The following is an 18,297-nucleotide window of genomic DNA, read 5'->3' as shown; positions in this document are numbered from 1 at the left end:
TCCATCGGTCAGCTGTGCTCCTTCTTCTGCTCCGGGGTCGACGTGGGCGTTCCGCTCGCGAGAGCCTTCGCGTCGTCGCGACGCGTCTTGGCGAGGCTCGCGACGGTCGCCACGACGATCGTGGCCGCGATGAACAGCAGCGAGAGCCAGATCGGGATCTCGGGTACCCACAGCAGCGGCTCGCCGCCGTTGATGAAGGGAAGCTCGTTGACGTGCAGAGCGTGGAAGAGCAGCTTGACGCCGATGAAGGCGAGGATGACCGCCAGGCCCTGAGCCAGGTAAACGAGACGCTCCAGCAGACCGCCGATGAGGAAGTAGAGCTGACGCAGACCCATGAGGGCGAAGGCGTTGGCGGTGAAGACGATGTACGCCTCGTTCGTGAGGCCGTAGATGGCGGGGATCGAGTCGACCGCGAAGATCAGGTCGACGAATCCGATGGCGACGATGACGAGCAGCATCGGGGTGACGAAGCGCTTGCCGCCCTTCTTCACCGTGAGCTTGTCGCCGTTGTACTCGTCGCTGACGGGCAGGATGCGGCGGACGAACTGCATGAACTTGCCGTTGGCCGGGTCGGAGTCGCCGTGGGCGAACGCCTGACGGTAGGCCAGGAACAGCAGCAACGCCCCGAAGATGTAGAAGATCCACGAGAAGTTCTCGATGAGGGCGGCGCCCACCGCGATGAATCCACCGCGCATGATCAGGGCGATCACGATGCCGATCATCAGCACCTTCTGCTGATAGATCTTCGGCACGGCGAACCCGGCCATCACGATGAGGAAGACGAAGAGGTTGTCGATCGACAGCGCCTTCTCCGTCAGGTACCCGGCGAAGTACTCGCCGGAGTACACCCATCCCCAGCCGGGCACGAAACCGATGACGACGCCGAACAACAGAGCGAGCCCGATGTAGAAGGCCGACCAGCGGGCGGACTCACCGACCGACGGCTCGTGCGGCTTGCGCACGTGCGCGAAGAATTCATAGACGAAGAATGCGATCGTGACAGCGATCGTGATGCCCCAGACAAGGGGGGTGATTTCCACAGGAGTCTCCTCGATGGCGTGAACGAATGACGCCAGAGTCTTCTCCATCCCGAACATTCGAGACCGGTGGTCCGGGATGCGCCTTCACATCCGTAATGACGAACCGACCGTAGCGGAGTACTCCCCCTGGGGATTCCGATTTTATGGGATGCCGGACGCGGAAACTGACAATTGCCTCGACGCGGTCCATCGTGCTAGCGGCCGGCGGGCTCTTTGAGGTCGTCGCTGGCGTAGGGAGCCGGAGCGGGGGCGTGCGCGTAGGGGATGAACCAGCTCGCGAAATCCAGGGGAGGCGTGGCGGCCGCGGCATCCCGCTTCGTGGTCTCGTCTTGGTCGGCGAAGAGCGACTCCACGTCGAGGTCCTGGAAGAGGACCGTGTCGAGGTGCTCACGCCAGCCCGAGGGCAGGTCGCCGCCGAGGCGGTCGGCGTTGCGCTGTGCTTCGTCGAGCACGAGCTTGAGCGCGAGTTCGTGGGCGACGGTCGGCGGGTAGACGGGCGAGGCGCTCAAGCGGGACGTCACCTCGATCGTCGCGGCGAGGAACTTCTGAGCGAACATCCGGTCGTAGTGGGTCGCGTACTGGGGCGGCAGCTGCGAGATCACATGGGTCTCGCGCCACGCGGAGCGGTCGTCCGCGGCATCCGCCAACTGCATCACGTCGTCGAACAGGCAGTCCACCACCATGACGGACGCGTTCCAGACGAGACCCTTGATGATCGTACGCTGACGCAGCTCGGACGCCGAGGCGTCGCCGGTCGCACCACCGAAGAGCTCGTTCAGGGCCCAGTCGATGCCCTCCAGTCGCGCGCCGGCCTGCGCGACCTTCGCCGTGTCGGAGGACCCGGCCGGCACGCTGCCCGACGTCCCCTGCCACTGCGAGTCGACGATCGCGACGCTCGACGATTCGATCCGGACGAGGTCTTCGGCTCCCGGTGCGACGGAAACCCCGATCATCGACAGCAATGCGTCCTCGGCTGTCAGGGCCGACGCCGACATCCGGGATGCGTCGTCCGGGCCGTTCACCAGGTCGTCGGGATGAGCGCAGACGAGGTCGAGATCGATTCTCACCGACGCACGGTATTGAGGATCAATGGGCATGGCGGCATCGTACCCAGCGGGCCGCCGGAATCGCGACGATCAGCCGTTCTCCGCGAGTCCCATCACGTCCAGGAGCCAGGCGAGCTCGAAGGCGCGCTCGCGCCACGAGTTGTACCGGCCGCTCACTCCGCCGTGTCCGGCGACCATCTCGCACTTGAGGAGCGCGTCCGCACCGACCTCGCGCAGACGTGCCACCCACTTCGCCGGTTCGACGTATAGAACACGGGTGTCGTTGAGGGATGTCACCGCGAGGATGCGGGGATAGCGGACCCCCTCCTGCACGTTCTCGTACGGCGTGTACGACTTCATGTAGGCGTACACGTCCGCGTTGTGCAGCGGGTCGCCCCACTCGTCCCATTCGATGACGGTGAGGGGGAGGGATGGGTCGAGGATCGTCGTGAGCGCATCGACGAAGGGCACCCCGGCCAGGATGCCGGCGAAGAGGTCCGGGGCGAGGTTCGCGACGGCGCCCATGAGAAGCCCGCCGGCGGAGCCGCCCTCGGCGACCAGCCGGTCCGGCGACGTGTAGCCCTCGGCGACGAGATGGCGCCCGACGGCGACGAAGTCGGTGAAGGTGTTGCGCTTGCGGAGGAGCTTGCCCTCCTCGTACCACTGCCGGCCCATCTCCCCGCCGCCGCGGACGTGGGCGATGGCGAAGATCACGCCGCGGTCGAGCATCGACAGGCGCGCCACCGAGAATCCGGGCTCGATGGAGTGCTCGTACGACCCGTAGCCGTACAGGTGCAGTGGTCGGGGCGAGACGCCGGGCTCTCCGAACGAGCGCTTCCAGACGAGGGACACGGGGATGCGGGTGCCGTCGTCGGCGACGGCCCACACGCGTTCCTGGCCGTAATCCGCGGGGTCGTAGCCGCCCAGGACGGGCTGGGTCTTGCGCAGCAGCAGTTCGCCCGTGGCGACCTCGAGGTCGTAGACGGTGCCGGGGGTGGTGAACGAGGCGTAGCCCAGCCGGATGACCGGCGGTGCCCACTCCGACGACCCGCTCGCGCCGACCGCGTACAGCGGCTCGTCGAAGCCGATCTCACGCACCTCGTCGGTGGCGTAATCCAGAATGCCGACCCGCGCCAGGCCATCACGCCGGTACTCGACGACCGCCCAGTCCCGGTAGGCCGAGGCGTCGAGCAGGCGCCGGCCCGGCAGGTGGGGCAGGACGACGTGACGGTCGCCGGTGGGGTCGGATGCCGCGACGCGGACGAGTTCGAAGTCGAGCGCGCCGTCGTTGTGGAGGATGTAGAGGACGTCCTCGCCGTCGACGACCGCGTGGGTAAGCGAGTACTCGACGCCCTCGCGCCGCGGCCACACCGAGCGCGGCTCGGAGGTGAGGTCGTCGGCGGGAACCAGGAACTCCTCGGACGTGATCGACGAGCCGACCCCGATCACCAGGTAGCGGTCGCTTCGCGTGAAGCCCGCTCCGACCCAGTAGCGCTCATCGGGCTCGGTGAAGATCGCCTGATCGGATGCGGCATCCGTCCCCACTTCGTGCAGCCAGACCGTGTCGGGACGCCACGCGTCGTCGACCGTCGTGTAGACGACGTGACGACCGTCGGGGGAGAACACGGCGCCGGAGGAGGTGTTCTCCACGACGTCGGGGAGGTCGTCGCCGGTCGCGAGGTCGCGGATGCGGAGGGTGTAGCGCTCGTCGCCCGCGACGTCGACGCCGTAGAGCAGGCGCGTGCCGTCGTTGGAGACGTCGAGGCTGCCGAGGGAGAAGAAGTCGTGCCCGTCCGCTTCGACGTTGCCGTCGAGGAGGACCTGCTCGCCGGGGACCTCGGTCTCGGGGGAGAGGACGGGCGGGGTCCAGTCGTCCGGGTCGCTGATCGGCGCTCGGCAGTTGATCCCGTACTGCTTGCCCTCGACCGTCCGGCCGTAGTACCACCAGTGGCCGCGCCGCGAGGGCACCGAGAGATCCGTCTCGAGGGTGCGTCCCTTGATCTCGTCGAAGAGGCGGCCCCGGAGTTCCTCGAGGTGAGCGGTGCGTTCGTCGGTGTACGCGTTCTCGGCCTCGAGGTGGCCGATGACGTCCTGGTCGTCCTTCGCGCGCAGCCATTCGTAGGGATCTGAGACGGCGTCGCCGTGGTGGGTCCGGGTGAGGGGGCGGCGGTCGGCGACGGGCGGCGTCACGGCTTCGGAAGTCACCCGACCACGCTAACCGACCCTCGCGGGCGCGCGCGGGTTATGCCGTGGCGGAACCTGTGCGAGGATTTTCCAGGCCCGACTGAACTGCTGATGACGTCTGGGTGAACTTTTCGTTCGCAACGCCGATCGCCGCGGCACCCGTTCCCCCGATTCCCGACGGAAAGCGAACTGTGGAAACCGCAGCACTCATCGTCGTCCTGGTCATCGCACTGGCACTGTTCTTCGACTTCACCAACGGCTTCCACGACACCGCGAACGCGATGGCCACGCCCATCGCGACGGGTGCCCTGAAGCCCAAGGTCGCCGTCCTCCTCGCGGCTTGTCTGAACCTCGTGGGCGCCTTCTTGTCCACCGAGGTCGCCAAGACGATCTCGGGCGGCATGATCCGCGAAGATCAGCTCTCGCAGTCGATCTTCCCGGCCATCATCTTCGCCGGCCTCATCGGCGCCATCACCTGGAACATGCTGACGTGGCTCCTGGGTCTCCCCTCCAGCTCGTCGCACGCCCTGTTCGGCGGCCTCATCGGGGCGACGATCGTCGGTGCCTCGATCAGTGCGATCGACACGGGGGTCGTGCTCTCGAAGGTCGTCCTGCCGGCGCTCATCGCCCCCCTCACCGCCGGGATCATCGCCTTCGTGGCGACCAAGATCGCCTACGTCGTGACCCGCCGCTACGACAACAAGCCTGACGGACGCGACGGCTTCCGCTGGGGGCAGATCTTCACGTCCTCGCTGGTCGCGCTGGCCCACGGCACGAACGACGCGCAGAAGACGATGGGTGTCATCACCCTCGCCCTCATCACGGTCGGCTGGCAGACCCAGTCGGACCCCCAGCTCTGGGTCATCTTCGCCTGCGCGCTCACGATCGCCCTCGGCACCTACATGGGCGGCTGGCGCATCATCCGCACCCTCGGCAAGGGCCTCACCGACGTGAAGCCGGCGCAGGGCTTCTCGGCGGAGGCATCCACCGCCTCGACGATCCTCGCCTCGAGCGCCCTGGGCTTCGCACTGTCCACGACCCAGGTCGCCTCGGGCTCCGTCATCGGCTCGGGTCTCGGACGCCGCGGCGCGATCGTCCGCTGGGGGACGGTCGGGCGCATCACCGTGGGCTGGGTGCTGACCCTCCCCGCTGCCGGCATCGTCGGGGCGCTCGCCGCGTTCCTCATCGTCGGGTTCGAGAACCTGTTCGGCCAGGGCGTCGGCGAACTCATCGGCGTCATCATCGGCGCGGTCATCGCCGTCGCGATCGTCCTCGCGATCTTCCTGCGCTCGCGGCGTAACGAGATCACCGCGGCGAACGCGATGAGCGAGGTCGCCGACTCCGGTGCCGCCGTGGACCTCACCGAGGAACCGCCGCCCACCCGCCGCCAGCAGCGCGTCGCTCAGGCGGCCGCCGCATCCGATGAGGAGAACGCCCGATGAACCTCACCATCGACTGGCTCGCCTTCGTCCAGGTCTTCGTCGCCGCGCTCCTCGCGGCGTCGGTCGTCGTGTCGTTCTACGCCGTCGGGCTGCGCCTGCTCGTGCGCGCCGGACGGGTTCCGGTGGTCATCCCGGCGACCTTCACGGACGCGCTGACGGTGATGACGCCGAAGGAGCAGAAGCGCGCCGCGAAGGCCGCGAAGAAGGCGGCCAAGAAGAACCCGCTCAGCGTCGCGCAGAAGCGTGTCGCCCTGATCGGCGCCTACGCGTCCTTCGCCGTGTGCGGCCTCGTCGTGCTGGGCGGCCTCCTGCTCATCCTCTTCAACCACTGATCGCGCGCCGTCCGCGGCGGTCAATAGGCTGACGGCATGCAGTCCGTCTCCTTCGGCCGGCACGCGCCCGCCCTCCGCTCGATCGTCCATCTGAGCGACACGCACCTGTTGGCCGGCGACCGTCGGCTCGGCGGCGCGTACGACTCGACCGGAGGAGCGGCGGCCGCCCTCGCGGCGATCGAGCGCACCGGCATCCGTCCCGATGCCCTCGTCGTGACGGGTGACCTCACGGACCTCGGCGAGCCCGACGCCTACCGACGGCTGCGCGAGCTCGTGGAGCCCGTGGCGGAACGGCTCGGCACGCCCGTCGTCTGGGTCGCAGGCAACCACGACGAACGGCCGGCGATGCGAGAGGGACTCTTCGACGAACCCGGATCGCTCGAGCCGATCACCGCCGTGCACGACCTCGACGGGCTGCGGCTCATCGTCTTGGACTCGACGGTGCCCGGATGGCACCACGGCGAGATCGATGCGGCGCAGCGCGAGTGGCTCCGCGGCGTCCTCGCCGAGCCCGCCCCGCTCGGCACGCTCCTCGCGCTGCACCACCCGCCACTGCCGAGCCATATCCCGTTCTTCGACATCCTCGAGCTCCGCGATCAGGACGCCCTCGCCGAGGTCATAGAGGGAACGGACGTGCGCGGCATCCTCGCCGGCCACCTCCACTACTCGACGAACGGCACCTTCGCCGGCATCCCCGTCAGCGTGGCATCGGCGACCTGCTACACGATGAATCTGCAGCGTCCCGCGACGGAGGTCAACGGAATGGATGCCGCGCAGTCCTTCCACCTCGTTCACGTGTACGACGACACGATCACCCACACGGTCGTGCCCGTCGTCGACGCCCCGACCGGCGACTACTTCTCCGCCGAGTGGGTCGAGAGGATGGCCGCGCTCAGCCCCCAGGAGCGGCTCGAGGCGTTCTCGCGCAAACCTTCCTGAGCGCCCGCTTGACTTAGAGCGCGCTCGAAGTTCTACCGTGAAGGCATGACCCTCCTCTCCGGCTCCGCCGGCGCCTCGATCGCCGAAGCGGCCGATGCCACCGGCGTGAGCGCACACACCCTGCGCTATTACGAACGCGCCGGGTTGATGCTCCAGCCCGTCGACCGGGCCTCGTCATCCCACCGGCGCTACTCCGACGCGGATCTCGCCTGGATCCGCTTCCTGGCACGGCTGCGGTGGACCGGGATGCCGATCGCCACCATGCGCCGCTACACCGAGCTCGTGCGTGATGGGGAATCGACCGTCGCCGAGCGGCGACGACTGCTGGTGGAGCATCGCGAGGTCGTTCGCCGCCAGCTCGACGAGGTGACCCTGAGCCTCGCCGCCATCGACCACAAGATCGACATCTACGACAAGGAGATCAGCCCCTCATGAAGACCACCATTCTCGGAGCCCACGGACCGCAGGTCGGCCGCATCGGCCTCGGCCTCATGGGCATCAGCGCGTTCTACACCGGTGCCGGCCAGGATGACGCCGGGGGCGAGCGGACCATCCTCGGCGCCCTCGACCGCGGTGTGACCCTGCTCGACACCGCGGAGATGTACGGACCTCACACGAACGAGGAGCTCCTCGGGAAGACGCTCGCCCAGTCGGGCCGCCGGGATGAGGTCGTGCTCGCCACGAAGTTCGGGATCGTGCGTCACCCGGACGGCCGCTCCGGGGTCGACGGCAGCGTCGAGAACGTCCGGCGCTCGGTCGAGGGATCGCTGCAGCGTCTGCAGACCGACCGCATCGACCTGTACTACCAGCACCGCATGGACCCCGCCGTCCCCATCGAGGAGACCGTGGGCGCGCTCGCCGAGCTCGTGCAGGAGGGCAAGATCCGCGGGTACGGGCTGTCGGAGGCATCCGTCGCCACGATCCGTCGCGCGCACGCGGTCCACCCCGTGACAGCGGTGCAGACCGAGTACTCCCTGTGGACCCGCGATCCCGAGGCCGAGCTGCTGCCGGCACTGCGCGAACTCGGCATCGGCTTCGTCCCGTACTCGCCGCTCGGACGCGGCTTCCTCACCGGCGCCATCCGGTCGGCCGATCAGCTCGACGACGACGACTTCCGTCGCAGCAACCCGCGGTTCGAGGACGAGGCGCTCGCCGCCAACCTGCGCATCGTCGACGTGATCGAGGGCGTCGCCGCCGAGGTCGAGGCGACACCCGCACAGGTCGCCCTCGCGTGGCTGCTCGCCCAGGGGGAGGACATCGTCCCCATCCCCGGTACGCGCAAGCTCGAGCGGCTCGAGGAGAACATCGCCGCCGCCGATCTGACGCTGAGCGATGACCAGCTCCGTCGTCTCGGCGACGTCGCGCCCGCGGTCGGGGATCGTTATGCCGACATGTCCAGCGTGAACCGCTGAGGTCCAGGGGTGCGGGGATAGGCTCGATCCATCCCTGCACCCCTGTGACCCACGAGGACACCGCACATGGCATCTGACGCGACGACGCGCACCGAATCCGACTCCCTGGGATCGATGGAGATCCCCGCCGACGCCTACTGGGGCATCCACACGGCGAGAGCGCTGGAGAACTTCCCCATCTCGATGCGACCGATCTCGGTCTACCGCGACCTCGTCGTCGCCCTCGCGATGGTCAAGCAGGCCTCCGCGCGCGCCAACAAGGAGATCGGGGCGCTCGACGCATCCCGCGCCGATCTCATCGACCAGGCGGCCCAGCGCGTCATCGACGGCGAGTTCCACGACCAGTTCGTCGTGGGCGTCATCCAGGGCGGCGCCGGAACCTCGACCAACATGAACGCGAACGAGGTCATCACCAACATCGCGCTCGAGATGGCGGGCCGCGAGAAGGGCGATTACGCGTTCCTCTCGCCCATCGACCACACCAACCGCAGCCAATCCACCAACGACGTCTATCCGACGGCGATCAAGGTGGGGCTCGGGCTCGACCTGCAGTCGCTGCTCGAGGAGCTGGACCTGCTGCGGCAGTCCTTCCTGAAGAAGGCCGACGAGTTCCACGACGTCCTCAAGGTGGGACGCACGCAGTTGCAGGATGCCGTCCCCATGACCCTCGGGCAGGAGTTCCACGGCTTCGCCACGACGCTGGGGGAGGACCACCACCGTCTCCGCGAGAACGCGCACCTCCTCTACGAGATCAACATGGGTGCGACGGCCATCGGCACCGGGATCACGACCCACCCGGATTACTCACGTGCCGTGCTGCGGCACCTGCGCGAGATCAGCGAGCTCGACCTCGAGACGGCCGAAGACCTCGTCGAGTCCACCAGTGACACGGGCGCCTTCATGTCGTTCTCGTCGTCGCTCAAGCGCAACGCGATCAAGCTGTCGAAGATCAGCAACGACCTGCGCCTGCTCTCGAGCGGGCCGCAGGCGGGCTTCGGCGAGATCAACCTGCCGCCTCGACAGGCGGGGTCGAGCATCATGCCCGGCAAGGTGAACCCCGTCATCCCCGAGGTCGTCAACCAGGTCGCGTTCGCCGTCGCCGGTGCGGACCTCACGGTGACGATGGCCGTCGAGGGCGGACAGCTGCAGCTCAACGCGTTCGAACCGGTCATCGCGCATTCGATCTTCCAGTCGATCACATGGATGCGGCGCGGCATGCGCACCCTTCGCGTCAACTGCGTCGACGGCATCACCGCCAACCGCGAACGCCTCGGCACGATGGTCGGGTCGTCCGTGGGCGTCATCACGGCGCTGACGCCGTTCATCGGCTACACCGCCGCGGCCGCGCTCGCCAAGACCGCGCTCTTGACAAAGCGGAACGTGGGCGACCTGGTCGTGGAGGCCGGGCTCATGTCGCGTGACGAGGTCGACAAGCAGCTCTCGCCGGCACGGTTGTCGGGGCTTCAGGCGGTCACCCGAGCGATTCCGATTATCACAAAACCGGGTGCCGTGGAGGGTCCGTGATTGCGGGTTGTCTGAGAGAACGCCGGACGCTAGCGTCGGGGTCGTATCCCGGCCCATCAGCGACCTGAAGGACTTCACATGACCGACCCCAACCAGCCGAACTCGCAGAACATCCCGCCCGCGCCGCCGGCATATGAGGCGCCGGCCTACGGCAACGCACCGCAGTACAACGCCGGCGCTCCGGCTGCCGGCCCCGTCCCGGGGCGCACGATGGCGATCGTCGCCCTGATCCTCGCGATCATCCCCGGAACCCAGCTCATCGGTCTGATCCTCGGCATCGTGGCGCTGGTGCAGAGCCGCAAGGCCGGCACGAAGAACGGTCTCGCGATCGCCGCGATCATCGTGAGCATCGTCCTCATGATCATCGCGATCATCATCATCGTGGTCGTCGTCGCGAGTTTCGCGAACTCCACCGCGGATCTGTACCAGCAGTACCAGACCAACTGTGTCGCTGGTGGATCTGGTGTCGTCGAGTACCTCGGCCAGACCATCCCCTGCGACCAGCTCGACCAGTCGCAGCTCAACAACTGACCTGCGCGACAAGAAGCGGCGGCCACCCTCGGGTGACCGCCGCTTCTTGCTGACTCGCGTTGTCTCAGTCGGTGATGCGACAGAAGGTCGTCAGTTCGCCGATCCCGTCCACTCCGACGGTCACGGTGGAACGGTCGCGGAGGAAGATCTGCGGGTCGCGCGAATAGCCCGCGCCACCTGGGGAGCCGGTCGAGATCAGGGTTCCCGGCAGAAGGGTCGCGGACTGCGACAGGAACGCAACGAGCTTCGCCACGGGGTGGATCATCTGGTCGGTCGAGGCGTCCTGCACCATCTTCCCGTCGACGATCGCCCAGATGTGCAGATCCTGCGGGTCGGGGATCTCGTCCGCGGTGACGACGAACGGTCCCGTCGGGGTGAAGCCGTCGAACGACTTGCAGCGCGACCACTGCGCCTCGGAGAACTGGATGTCGCGGGCCGTGATGTCGTTGACCACGGTGTAGCCCCAGACGTGGTCGAGGGCATCCTCGAGGGCGACGTCGCGGGCAGGCGCCCCGATGATGACGCCGAGCTCCGCCTCGTAGTCGACGGACTGGCTGAGCGAGCGCGGCCAGGTCGTCGTCTGACGGTGACCCGAGAGCGAGCCCGGCCACAGGATGAAGACCGTGGGCGCCGCGTCGGCCTTGAGGCCGAGTTCGCTCGAGTGGGCCGAGTAGTTCAGCCCGATCGCGATGGTGATGGGGGTGTCGAGTACCGCCGAGGCGAAGACGGGGTCGCCGAGCGGCATCCACTCGGCGGTCGCAGCGCTCTCCCGAACGCGGTCGAGGAGGGCGTCGCCTCCTTCGATGAGCGGCTGAAGACGCGACGGTGCTCCGTCGAAGAGCTGCGACACCAGGGCGGCACGGTCCTTTTCGACCAGGACCAGCTGCGGCTCGTCTACTCCGTCAGGGACAACGTGGGCGAAGCGCATTGGTCCAGGGTATCGCCCTCGACTGCGGCGGGGCACGATCGGGGGCCGCCCCTAGGCTGAGCGCATGTCGTTCCCGTCGCCCCTCGCACAACCCGCGCGTGCGACGCCCGCCGCTCCGCCGCCGGCCCCACCGCGGCCCGACCTCCCCGTCCCCGCACCGACGGGCGGCCGCGTGATCCTCTGGATCGTGGCTGCCGTCCTCGCCGTCGCGTCGCTCGGCCTGGCGGCTTACTTCCTGGCGTTCCTCGGTGCGGCGGCCTCCATCGTCTCGGGGCTCCTCGCCCTCATCCCCTTGGTCCTCGTCCTCGTCGCCATCAGGATGATCGACCAGTGGGAGCCGGAACCCCGCGGCCTCGTCGTCCTCGCGCTCGCATGGGGAGCAGTGGCATCCGTCGTCATCGCGCTCGGGGTCGACCTCGTCATCACGCTGGTCGCGCCGGGCCTTCCCGACACCGTCTCCGCCGTCCTCCAGGCGCCGATCGTCGAAGAGGTGGCCAAGGGCGCGGGAGTCCTGCTCATCTTCGTCGCCGCGAGGCGTGCCTTCGACGGCCCTGTCGACGGTGTCGTCTACGGGGCGCTCGTCGGTGCGGGCTTCGCGTTCACGGAGAACATCCTCTACTTCGCCGACAGCCTCGTCACGGGTGGGGCCGAGAGCGCGGCCTACACGTTCTTCCTCCGTGGCATCCTCTCGCCGTTCGCGCACGTGATGTTCACGGCCGTCACGGGGTACGCGCTGGGGCGTGCCGCACGCCGGGGCGTATGGGGCGCAGCGGCGGTCGGACCATGGGCGGTGGGTCTCGGGGGAGCCATCGGACTGCACGCGCTCTGGAACGGATCGGCGGTGTTCGCCGACTTCTTCGTGCTCTACGCGACCTTCCAGATGCCTCTGTTCATCCTCTTCATCGTCGGCGTCGTGCTGCTCCGGCGCGAAGAGGCGCGGCTCACCCGCACGTGCCTCGGCGACTACGCGGTCGCGGGATGGTTCTCACCGGCGGAGGTCGACATGCTCGCGACCGGACGTGGACGCTCGCGAGCCGTCACGTGGGCGCGCTCCCTGCCCGGCGACCGGTCAGCAGCGATGCGGCGTTTCATCGTCGAGGCGACCGCGCTCGCGGCCGCCCGCCACCGGGTGATCGGCGGACGCGATCCGCGCGCCGCGGCGGACGAGAGGGTCTACCTCGAACGCGCTACCCGGGCACGGCGGGATTTGCTCGTCGGCTGAAACGGCCGCAGGGAACCAGCGGCCGGAGAAAGACTCAGCGCCCGGTGCCGCGGCGATGCCTGCGAGTCTTCCGGGCGCTGAGTTGGTGTACAGAAATGATCCCGCCGCCTCCTCGCGGTGTCAAGAGGGTCCGCGCACCGGCGAATCTTCATTCACGGGAATAGGATCGGACGCGGCGACGTTTCGCCCTCTTGACCGCCGGCGCGTGCCGGAACCCCTCCACGAAGGACGATCATGACCGACTCCACCGCCACCCTCGACATCCCCGGCTACAAGGCCGGTACCTGGATCCTCGACGCGTCGCACAGCGAGGTGGGCTTCAGCGTCCGCCACATGATGATCTCCAAGGTCCGCGGCCACTTCAACGTCAAGGAGGCGACCCTGATCGCCCCCGAGAACCCGCTCGAGGCCAAGCTCGACGCCAAGGTCGACGCGGCGTCGCTGGACACCAAGGACGAGGGCCGTGACGGTCACCTCCGCAGCGCCGACTTCTTCGATGTCGAGACCTACCCCGAGATCACCTTCGCCTCGACCGGTGTGCGCATCGAGAACGGCGACTTCCTCGTCGACGGCAACCTGACCATCAAGGACGTCACGAAGCCCGTGACGTTCGAGGTCGATTTCGGCGGCTTCGGCACCGACCCGTGGGGCAACTACAAGGCGGGCGCGACGGCCAAGACCGTCATCAACCGCGAGGACTTCGGTCTCACCTGGAACGCCGCGCTCGAGACCGGCGGCGTGCTCGTCGGCAAGGACGTCACGATCGAGCTCGACCTCCAGGGCTCGATCCAGGCCTGAGTGCGTTTGACCACCGGATGCCGCTCGGTTTGGATGGACTCATGACTGCAGACCGCACCAAGCCCGAGATCGACGCTCCTCAGGGAGCCGCACCCTCCGACCTCGTCGTCCGCGACCTGATCGAGGGCGACGGCACCGAGGCGAAGCCCGGTGACACCGTCACCGTCCACTACGTCGGCGTCGAATACGTCTCCGGCGAGGAGTTCGACTCGTCCTGGAACCGCGGCGAGAGCATCCAGTTCCCGCTCCGCGGCCTCATCCAGGGCTGGCAGGACGGCATCCCGGGCATGAAGGTCGGTGGACGTCGTGAGCTCGTCATCCCGCCGCACCTGGCCTACGGTCCCGCCGGCGGCCACTTCCTCGGCGGCAAGACGCTGATCTTCATCATCGATCTGCTCGCCGTCGGCTGAGACGCATCGCACACGAGGGCCCGGTCGCTTCGGCGGCCGGGCCCTCGGTCGTCTGCGGGGCGCCTCGTCCTGTAGACTCCTGTGGTTGCCGTTCGATCGGCCGCGGATAAAGAGAGCCCTCGCATCAGGCGTCGGGCGCCGCGCAACGAAGAGGAAGGGGATCACCTATGGCACTGGAAGCAGACGTCAAGAAGGCGATCATCGAAGAGTACGCGACGCACCCCGGTGACACCGGATCCCCCGAGGTGCAGGTCGCGATGCTGACGCAGCGCATCAAGGACCTCACCGAGCACCTCAAGGAGCACAAGCACGACCACCACTCGCGTCGTGGGCTGTTCCTGCTCGTCGGTCAGCGCCGCCGTCTCCTGGGCTACCTCCAGGACGTCGACATCAACCGTTACCGCTCGCTCATCGAGCGCCTCGGCCTCCGTCGATAAGGCATCGCTGCCAGCGTTCAATCGCGCAGAACATTCTTGAGAAGGCCGCCCCACGGTGTGGGGCGGCCTTCATCGTTCCCGGACGGTCTCTGCCGGTCAGACGCGCGCGCTGACGAGGTGGGGGTGCCAGATCTCTGCGACGTCCGGGTGCGCCCGCAGCCGCGACTTCAGGGCGTTCTCGCCGTGAAGACCGTGGATCGGGTTGCGGGGGTCGTTGGAGATCCCGCGGGCCTGCGCCGCGAGCTCGGCGGGCAGCTCGATCGCGGGGAGCTCCGCGTCGAGCGACGGGTTGAAGAAGAACGGCACCGAGATGCGATCCTCGGGGGCGCGCGGCGAGACGACCCGGTGGTTCGTCGCCGTGAGGTAGCCGCCGGTCGCATGCTCGAGGAGTTCGCCGATGTTCACGACGAACGATCCGGGCACCGCGGGAGCGTCGATCCAGTCGCCGTCCTTCTCGACCTGCAGGCCGCCCTTCCCCGGCTCGACCCACAGCAGGGTGAGGACGCCGGCATCCTTGTGCGCTCCCACGCCCTGCTGAGGCTCCGGGGCGCTGGAGCCCGGGTAGCGGACGATCTTCAGCAGGGTCTGCGCCTCGCCGAAGTGGTCGTCGAAGTACGTCTCCGGTGCGCCGAGGGCCTCTGCCCAGGCGCGGAGCAGCTTCCGCCCCACCGCCGACAGGATCGCGGTCCACTCCTCGGCGATCTCACGGAGCTCGGGCTGGGCGCTCGGCCACAGGTTGGGTCCGACGAGGGCGGTGTAGGGGGGAGCGTCGGGGTCCTCGACCGCCGGGCGCTCGGGTCCGATGTCGATCTGCTCGCGCCAGTCCACGAGCCCCTGCGTCCGCTCGCCGCCGATGCGCGTGTAGCCGCGGAAGTGCGGGCTCTTGATGTTCTCGATCTCGAGCTTCGCCTCGTCGGGGAGTTCGAAGAAGGTGCGCGCGGCGCGGTGGAGGCGATCCTCCAGCTCGGGCGAGACCCCGGTGCCGGTCAGATAGAAGAAGCCGACCTCGTGGGTCGCGCGGCGCAGATCGGCTCGGAATTCTTCCGCAGCATCCGGCCCCTCATCGAGGCGGGACAGGTCGAGGACGGGGAGGCTCTGGACAGGCATGGTCCGAGGATAAGCAGAGGTTTCAGGGGGTCGGCGCATTGTTTCAAGCGGTTACCGACTCAGTGGAACGGAGCCGCGACCCGGTTGCGGTGGTAGTCGAAGATGATGCTCGTGCGCGTGTTCGCGACGCTGCGCTGCGCGGAGAGGTGCTCGACGACGAAGGCGCGCACATCGCTGGAATCGGCGACGGCGATGTGGATGAGGAAGTCGTCGGACCCGCCGAGGAAGAACATCTGGATCACCTGGGGGAGACCGCGCACCTCGTGTGCGAACTCGGTGATGCTCTCGTGACGGGAGCCCGGGCGCAGCGTCACGTGCACCATCGCCTGCAGGCCAGCGCCCGCGACCCGCTGGTCCACGCTCGCGTGGAAGCCGGTAATCACGCCGCGCTCCACGAGCGCGCGGGTGCGCGCATGGGCGGTGGATGCCGCGACTCCGACTCGCGCGGCGACCTCGGCGTTCGTGAGCCGGGCGTCGGCCGCGAGCTCGTCGACGATGGCGAGGTCCACATCGTCCAGGTCGGCGGGAGGCCGATGATTCTTCGTCGGATCAGACGTGCTCACGGGGATTCATCCTCATTTCGGGGGTGCTGAATCATTTTCGCCGAAGGATCTTCGACTGTCACCTGCTCGTAACGAATCTTCTGCAGGATGTTTCGCACATCACTCGCTGACGAGGAGCGTGACGCCATGCGCATCGGCATCCCTACGGAAATCAAGAACAACGAGAACCGCGTGGCCATCACCCCCGCGGGGGTGGACGCGCTCGTCGCGGGAGGTCACGAGGTGCTCGTGCAGTCGGGCGCCGGCGCCGGCTCGCGGATCGCGGACGAGGCGTTCGCCGCCGCCGGTGCGGTCATCACCCCGGATGCGGCCTCGACGTGGGGGCGGGCGGAGCTCGTCGTCAAGGTGAAGGAGCCCATCGCGGCGGAGTACCCGCACCTGCGCGACGACCTCACCCTGTTCGCCTACCTCCACCTGGCCGCGGATCGGCCCCTGACCGACGCCCTCATCGCCGCGGGGACCACCGCCGTCGCCTACGAGACCGTCCAGACGGCGGACCGGGCACTCCCACTGCTCTCCCCGATGAGCGAGGTCGCGGGTCGCATCTCGATCACGGTCGGTGCGCACACCCTCATGAGCGCGGCCGGTGGCCGCGGCACCCTCCTCGGCGGTGTGGCCGGCACGCCGAAGGCGAAGGTCGTCGTGATCGGCGGCGGAGTGGCGGGCGAGCACGCGGCGGCCAACGCTCTCGGCATGGGAGCCGACGTCACCGTCCTGGACGTGTCGCTGCCGCGTCTGCGTGAACTGGAGAAGCGCTACGCGGGCCTCCACACCCGCGCCTCCACCCGCTTCGAGGTCGCCGAGCAGGTGGCATCCGCCGATCTCGTCATCGGATCGGTCCTCATCCCGGGGGCGGCGGCGCCCAAGCTCGTGACGCTCGACATGGTCGCCGGTATGAAGGCGGGCGCGGTGCTCGTCGACATCGCCATCGACCAGGGCGGGTGCTTCGAGGGCTCGCGGCCCACGACGCACGACGACCCAACGTTCGCGGTGCACGACGCGGTTTACTACTGCGTCGCCAACATGCCCGGGGCGGTGCCGGAGACGTCGACGCGCGCACTCACGAACGCGACCCTGCCCTACCTGACGGCGCTCGCGGACCGCGGCTGGGATGCCGCTGCTGCAGCCGACCCCGCTCTGGCCAAGGGCCTCAACGTCCGAGGCGGTCGCGTGACCAACGAGGGCGTCGCGGCGGCGTTCGGGCTCGACTACGAGCCGGCGGTCGTCGCGGTCTGAGGGCGGCGCGATCCTGTCGGCTCGCGCCGGCTGCCCTCGGACCCCACGAGGCCGGGATCGGCGAAGAGCCATCCCGGCCGCGGTTCGACGAGCGGCCGGAAGATGCGGCGCACCGGCGTCGAGGCGAGGGCTGCCGTGATCGCCACCGACAGGACGGCGACGAGGGGCAGCCACAGCCACGTGGGGTCGAGGCCGCGGAGGATCCCCGATTCGCGCAGCGGATACAGCGCGAAGGAGTGCAGCAGGTACACGTACATCGTGGCGTGCCCGACGGCCGTCCAGCGGTACTCCCGACGCGGCATGAGGACGAAGAACGCCACGCTCAGCACGAGTGCGGCCGCCATCAGCAGCAGGCGGATGCCGCCCGCCCACCACTGCGTGCCGCCGAGGTCGGCGTAGTCCTCCTCATAGAAGAGCCATCGGCCGAGTCCCATGGTCCGCAAATCGTCGACGAAGAGCCACGCGCAGACGCCGGCCGCCACCAGGATGGCGCCGGCGGCGAGGCGGAGCGACGTGCGCCGCCGCTCGAGGAGTCGATGCCGCTCGAGGAATCCGCGCTGGTGCAGCCACCAGCCGAGGGTGAAGAAGGGCAGCAGGCCGAGGGTCCGCGAGAGGGACAGCGTGGAATCGACGTTCGGGAGGTACCCCACCGAGATCGAGACGACGAGGGTCCAGAGCAGCGGCATCCGGAGGAGTGCGAGGTAGGGGAGCACGAGGCGGAAGATCGCGAGGGCGAGCAGGAACCAGAGCGTCCACGACGGCTGCGTGAGGTTCGGGTCGGTGCGTCCCTCGACGACGAGCTTCGTGAGGGTCCAGAGCCCGTCGAAGATGACGTAGGGGAGGACGATGTCGGTGAGGATGCGGACCATCCGACGCCGGCTCGGCGGATCGGACCGGGAGAAGTACCCAGAGATCAGCGCGAAGGCCGGCATGTGGAACGCGTAGATCAGGTAGTAGATGCTCTGTGCGATGTCGGAGTCGTAGGTCAGGCGTTGGATCGCGTGACCGAGGACGACGAGGAGGATGCAGGCGGCCCGGGCGTTGTCCCAGATGGGCACGCGGCGGGTGCGGCCGGGGGTGCTCATTCGGGCCACCGTACCGGCGGGAATAACGTGGACACTGAGACGTTGACTCCGGTACATTCAC

The 18,297-nt window shown here is 68.3% G+C and carries 19 protein-coding genes; 12 read left to right on the top strand and 7 right to left on the bottom strand.

Features of this window, described 5'->3' with window-relative positions:
* Positions 1-8 precede the first annotated feature (8 nt).
* The 3 genes from BLR68_RS08975 to BLR68_RS08965 form a co-directional block, all read right to left on the bottom strand.
* Positions 9-1,040, bottom strand: a complete 1,032-nt coding sequence (locus BLR68_RS08975) for a TerC family protein (RefSeq protein ID WP_026302892.1) — start codon at positions 1,038-1,040, stop codon at positions 9-11.
* 194 nt (positions 1,041-1,234) lie between these two features.
* Positions 1,235-2,107: a hypothetical protein gene (locus BLR68_RS08970; RefSeq protein WP_231370947.1), complete on the bottom strand. Its 873-nt coding sequence runs from the start codon at positions 2,105-2,107 to the stop codon at positions 1,235-1,237.
* Between the two features lie 69 nt (positions 2,108-2,176).
* Positions 2,177-4,276: a S9 family peptidase gene (locus BLR68_RS08965; RefSeq protein ID WP_018187162.1), complete on the bottom strand. Its 2,100-nt coding sequence runs from the start codon at positions 4,274-4,276 to the stop codon at positions 2,177-2,179.
* Positions 4,277-4,461: 185 nt separating this feature from the next.
* Between BLR68_RS08965 and BLR68_RS08960 the strand changes: the two genes are divergently transcribed.
* From BLR68_RS08960 to BLR68_RS08930, 7 genes are all read left to right on the top strand, one after another.
* The gene (locus tag BLR68_RS08960) at positions 4,462-5,712 is read left to right on the top strand and encodes an inorganic phosphate transporter (protein ID WP_018187163.1); all 1,251 of its coding nucleotides are present in this window, start codon (positions 4,462-4,464) and stop codon (positions 5,710-5,712) included.
* On the top strand, positions 5,709-6,044 hold the full coding sequence (locus tag BLR68_RS08955; protein WP_018187164.1) for a hypothetical protein: 336 nt from the start codon (positions 5,709-5,711) through the stop codon (positions 6,042-6,044). The genes BLR68_RS08960 and BLR68_RS08955 overlap by 4 nt, the downstream gene beginning before the upstream one ends.
* Before the next feature lie 36 nt (positions 6,045-6,080).
* Complete coding sequence (locus BLR68_RS08950; RefSeq protein WP_018187165.1) at positions 6,081-6,983, top strand: phosphodiesterase; 903 nt, start codon at positions 6,081-6,083, stop codon at positions 6,981-6,983.
* Between the two features lie 45 nt (positions 6,984-7,028).
* Positions 7,029-7,418 (top strand): MerR family transcriptional regulator, encoded by a 390-nt coding sequence (locus BLR68_RS08945; RefSeq protein WP_018187166.1) that lies wholly within the window; start codon positions 7,029-7,031, stop codon positions 7,416-7,418.
* Complete coding sequence (locus BLR68_RS08940) at positions 7,415-8,395, top strand: aldo/keto reductase (RefSeq protein WP_018187167.1); 981 nt, start codon at positions 7,415-7,417, stop codon at positions 8,393-8,395. The genes BLR68_RS08945 and BLR68_RS08940 overlap by 4 nt, the downstream gene beginning before the upstream one ends.
* Positions 8,396-8,461: 66 nt before the next feature.
* Positions 8,462-9,919 carry an aspartate ammonia-lyase gene (locus tag BLR68_RS08935; RefSeq protein ID WP_018187168.1) on the top strand — a complete coding sequence of 486 codons (1,458 nt, stop codon included), beginning with the start codon at positions 8,462-8,464 and terminating at the stop codon, positions 9,917-9,919.
* Between the two features lie 78 nt (positions 9,920-9,997).
* The gene (locus BLR68_RS08930) at positions 9,998-10,450 is read left to right on the top strand and encodes a DUF4190 domain-containing protein (RefSeq protein ID WP_018187169.1); all 453 of its coding nucleotides are present in this window, start codon (positions 9,998-10,000) and stop codon (positions 10,448-10,450) included.
* Between the two features lie 64 nt (positions 10,451-10,514).
* On the opposite strand, the gene BLR68_RS08925 is transcribed toward BLR68_RS08930, so the two are convergent.
* Positions 10,515-11,378: a fumarylacetoacetate hydrolase family protein gene (locus BLR68_RS08925; protein WP_018187170.1), complete on the bottom strand. Its 864-nt coding sequence runs from the start codon at positions 11,376-11,378 to the stop codon at positions 10,515-10,517.
* A 64-nt stretch (positions 11,379-11,442) separates the two neighbouring features.
* Here BLR68_RS08925 and BLR68_RS08920 point away from each other — a divergent pair, with 64 nt between their 5' ends.
* From BLR68_RS08920 to rpsO, 4 genes are all read left to right on the top strand, one after another.
* Positions 11,443-12,600: a PrsW family intramembrane metalloprotease gene (locus tag BLR68_RS08920; RefSeq protein WP_018187171.1), complete on the top strand. Its 1,158-nt coding sequence runs from the start codon at positions 11,443-11,445 to the stop codon at positions 12,598-12,600.
* 234 nt (positions 12,601-12,834) lie between these two features.
* Positions 12,835-13,398 (top strand): YceI family protein, encoded by a 564-nt coding sequence (locus tag BLR68_RS08915; protein ID WP_018187172.1) that lies wholly within the window; start codon positions 12,835-12,837, stop codon positions 13,396-13,398.
* Positions 13,399-13,439: 41 nt separating this feature from the next.
* On the top strand, positions 13,440-13,808 hold the full coding sequence (locus BLR68_RS08910) for an FKBP-type peptidyl-prolyl cis-trans isomerase (protein WP_018187173.1): 369 nt from the start codon (positions 13,440-13,442) through the stop codon (positions 13,806-13,808).
* A gap of 167 nt (positions 13,809-13,975) precedes the next feature.
* Positions 13,976-14,245 (top strand): 30S ribosomal protein S15, encoded by a 270-nt coding sequence (gene rpsO / locus BLR68_RS08905; protein ID WP_018187174.1) that lies wholly within the window; start codon positions 13,976-13,978, stop codon positions 14,243-14,245.
* Between the two features lie 96 nt (positions 14,246-14,341).
* Here rpsO and BLR68_RS08900 read toward each other — a convergent pair whose 3' ends face one another.
* Both BLR68_RS08900 and BLR68_RS08895 read right to left on the bottom strand, forming a co-directional pair.
* Positions 14,342-15,352, bottom strand: coding sequence for an isopenicillin N synthase family dioxygenase (locus BLR68_RS08900; RefSeq protein ID WP_018187175.1), 1,011 nt, complete (start codon positions 15,350-15,352; stop codon positions 14,342-14,344).
* 59 nt (positions 15,353-15,411) lie between these two features.
* A complete protein-coding gene (locus BLR68_RS08895; protein ID WP_018187176.1) occupies positions 15,412-15,915 on the bottom strand; it encodes an Lrp/AsnC family transcriptional regulator in 504 nt (167 codons plus the stop codon).
* 126 nt (positions 15,916-16,041) lie between these two features.
* On the opposite strand from BLR68_RS08895, the gene ald reads away from it, so the two are divergent.
* The gene (gene ald / locus BLR68_RS08890; protein WP_018187177.1) at positions 16,042-17,151 is read left to right on the top strand and encodes an alanine dehydrogenase; all 1,110 of its coding nucleotides are present in this window, start codon (positions 16,042-16,044) and stop codon (positions 17,149-17,151) included.
* On the opposite strand, the gene BLR68_RS08885 is transcribed toward ald, so the two are convergent.
* Entirely contained in the window at positions 17,124-18,236 is a 1,113-nt protein-coding gene (locus BLR68_RS08885) for an acyltransferase family protein (RefSeq protein WP_018187178.1), read from the bottom strand. The genes ald and BLR68_RS08885 overlap by 28 nt on opposite strands.
* Positions 18,237-18,297 lie beyond the last annotated feature (61 nt).

The organism is Microbacterium sp. 77mftsu3.1, assembly GCF_900100525.1.
GTDB lineage: Bacteria > Actinomycetota > Actinomycetes > Actinomycetales > Microbacteriaceae > Microbacterium > Microbacterium aquilitoris.
This window is presented reverse-complemented; position numbering and strand designations above follow the sequence as displayed.

Coding starts and splice junctions, on each gene's coding strand:
- BLR68_RS08900 (WP_018187175.1), bottom strand. CDS start 15,352: ATGCCTGTCCAGAGCCTCCCCGTCCTCGACCTGTCCCGCCTCGATGAG.
- BLR68_RS08930 (WP_018187169.1), top strand. CDS start 9,998: ATGACCGACCCCAACCAGCCGAACTCGCAGAACATCCCGCCCGCGCCG.
- ald (WP_018187177.1), top strand. CDS start 16,042: ATGCGCATCGGCATCCCTACGGAAATCAAGAACAACGAGAACCGCGTG.
- BLR68_RS08920 (WP_018187171.1), top strand. CDS start 11,443: ATGTCGTTCCCGTCGCCCCTCGCACAACCCGCGCGTGCGACGCCCGCC.
- BLR68_RS08925 (WP_018187170.1), bottom strand. CDS start 11,378: ATGCGCTTCGCCCACGTTGTCCCTGACGGAGTAGACGAGCCGCAGCTG.
- rpsO (WP_018187174.1), top strand. CDS start 13,976: ATGGCACTGGAAGCAGACGTCAAGAAGGCGATCATCGAAGAGTACGCG.
- BLR68_RS08945 (WP_018187166.1), top strand. CDS start 7,029: ATGACCCTCCTCTCCGGCTCCGCCGGCGCCTCGATCGCCGAAGCGGCC.
- BLR68_RS08940 (WP_018187167.1), top strand. CDS start 7,415: ATGAAGACCACCATTCTCGGAGCCCACGGACCGCAGGTCGGCCGCATC.
- BLR68_RS08910 (WP_018187173.1), top strand. CDS start 13,440: ATGACTGCAGACCGCACCAAGCCCGAGATCGACGCTCCTCAGGGAGCC.
- BLR68_RS08885 (WP_018187178.1), bottom strand. CDS start 18,236: ATGAGCACCCCCGGCCGCACCCGCCGCGTGCCCATCTGGGACAACGCC.
- BLR68_RS08950 (WP_018187165.1), top strand. CDS start 6,081: ATGCAGTCCGTCTCCTTCGGCCGGCACGCGCCCGCCCTCCGCTCGATC.
- BLR68_RS08935 (WP_018187168.1), top strand. CDS start 8,462: ATGGCATCTGACGCGACGACGCGCACCGAATCCGACTCCCTGGGATCG.
- BLR68_RS08955 (WP_018187164.1), top strand. CDS start 5,709: ATGAACCTCACCATCGACTGGCTCGCCTTCGTCCAGGTCTTCGTCGCC.
- BLR68_RS08915 (WP_018187172.1), top strand. CDS start 12,835: ATGACCGACTCCACCGCCACCCTCGACATCCCCGGCTACAAGGCCGGT.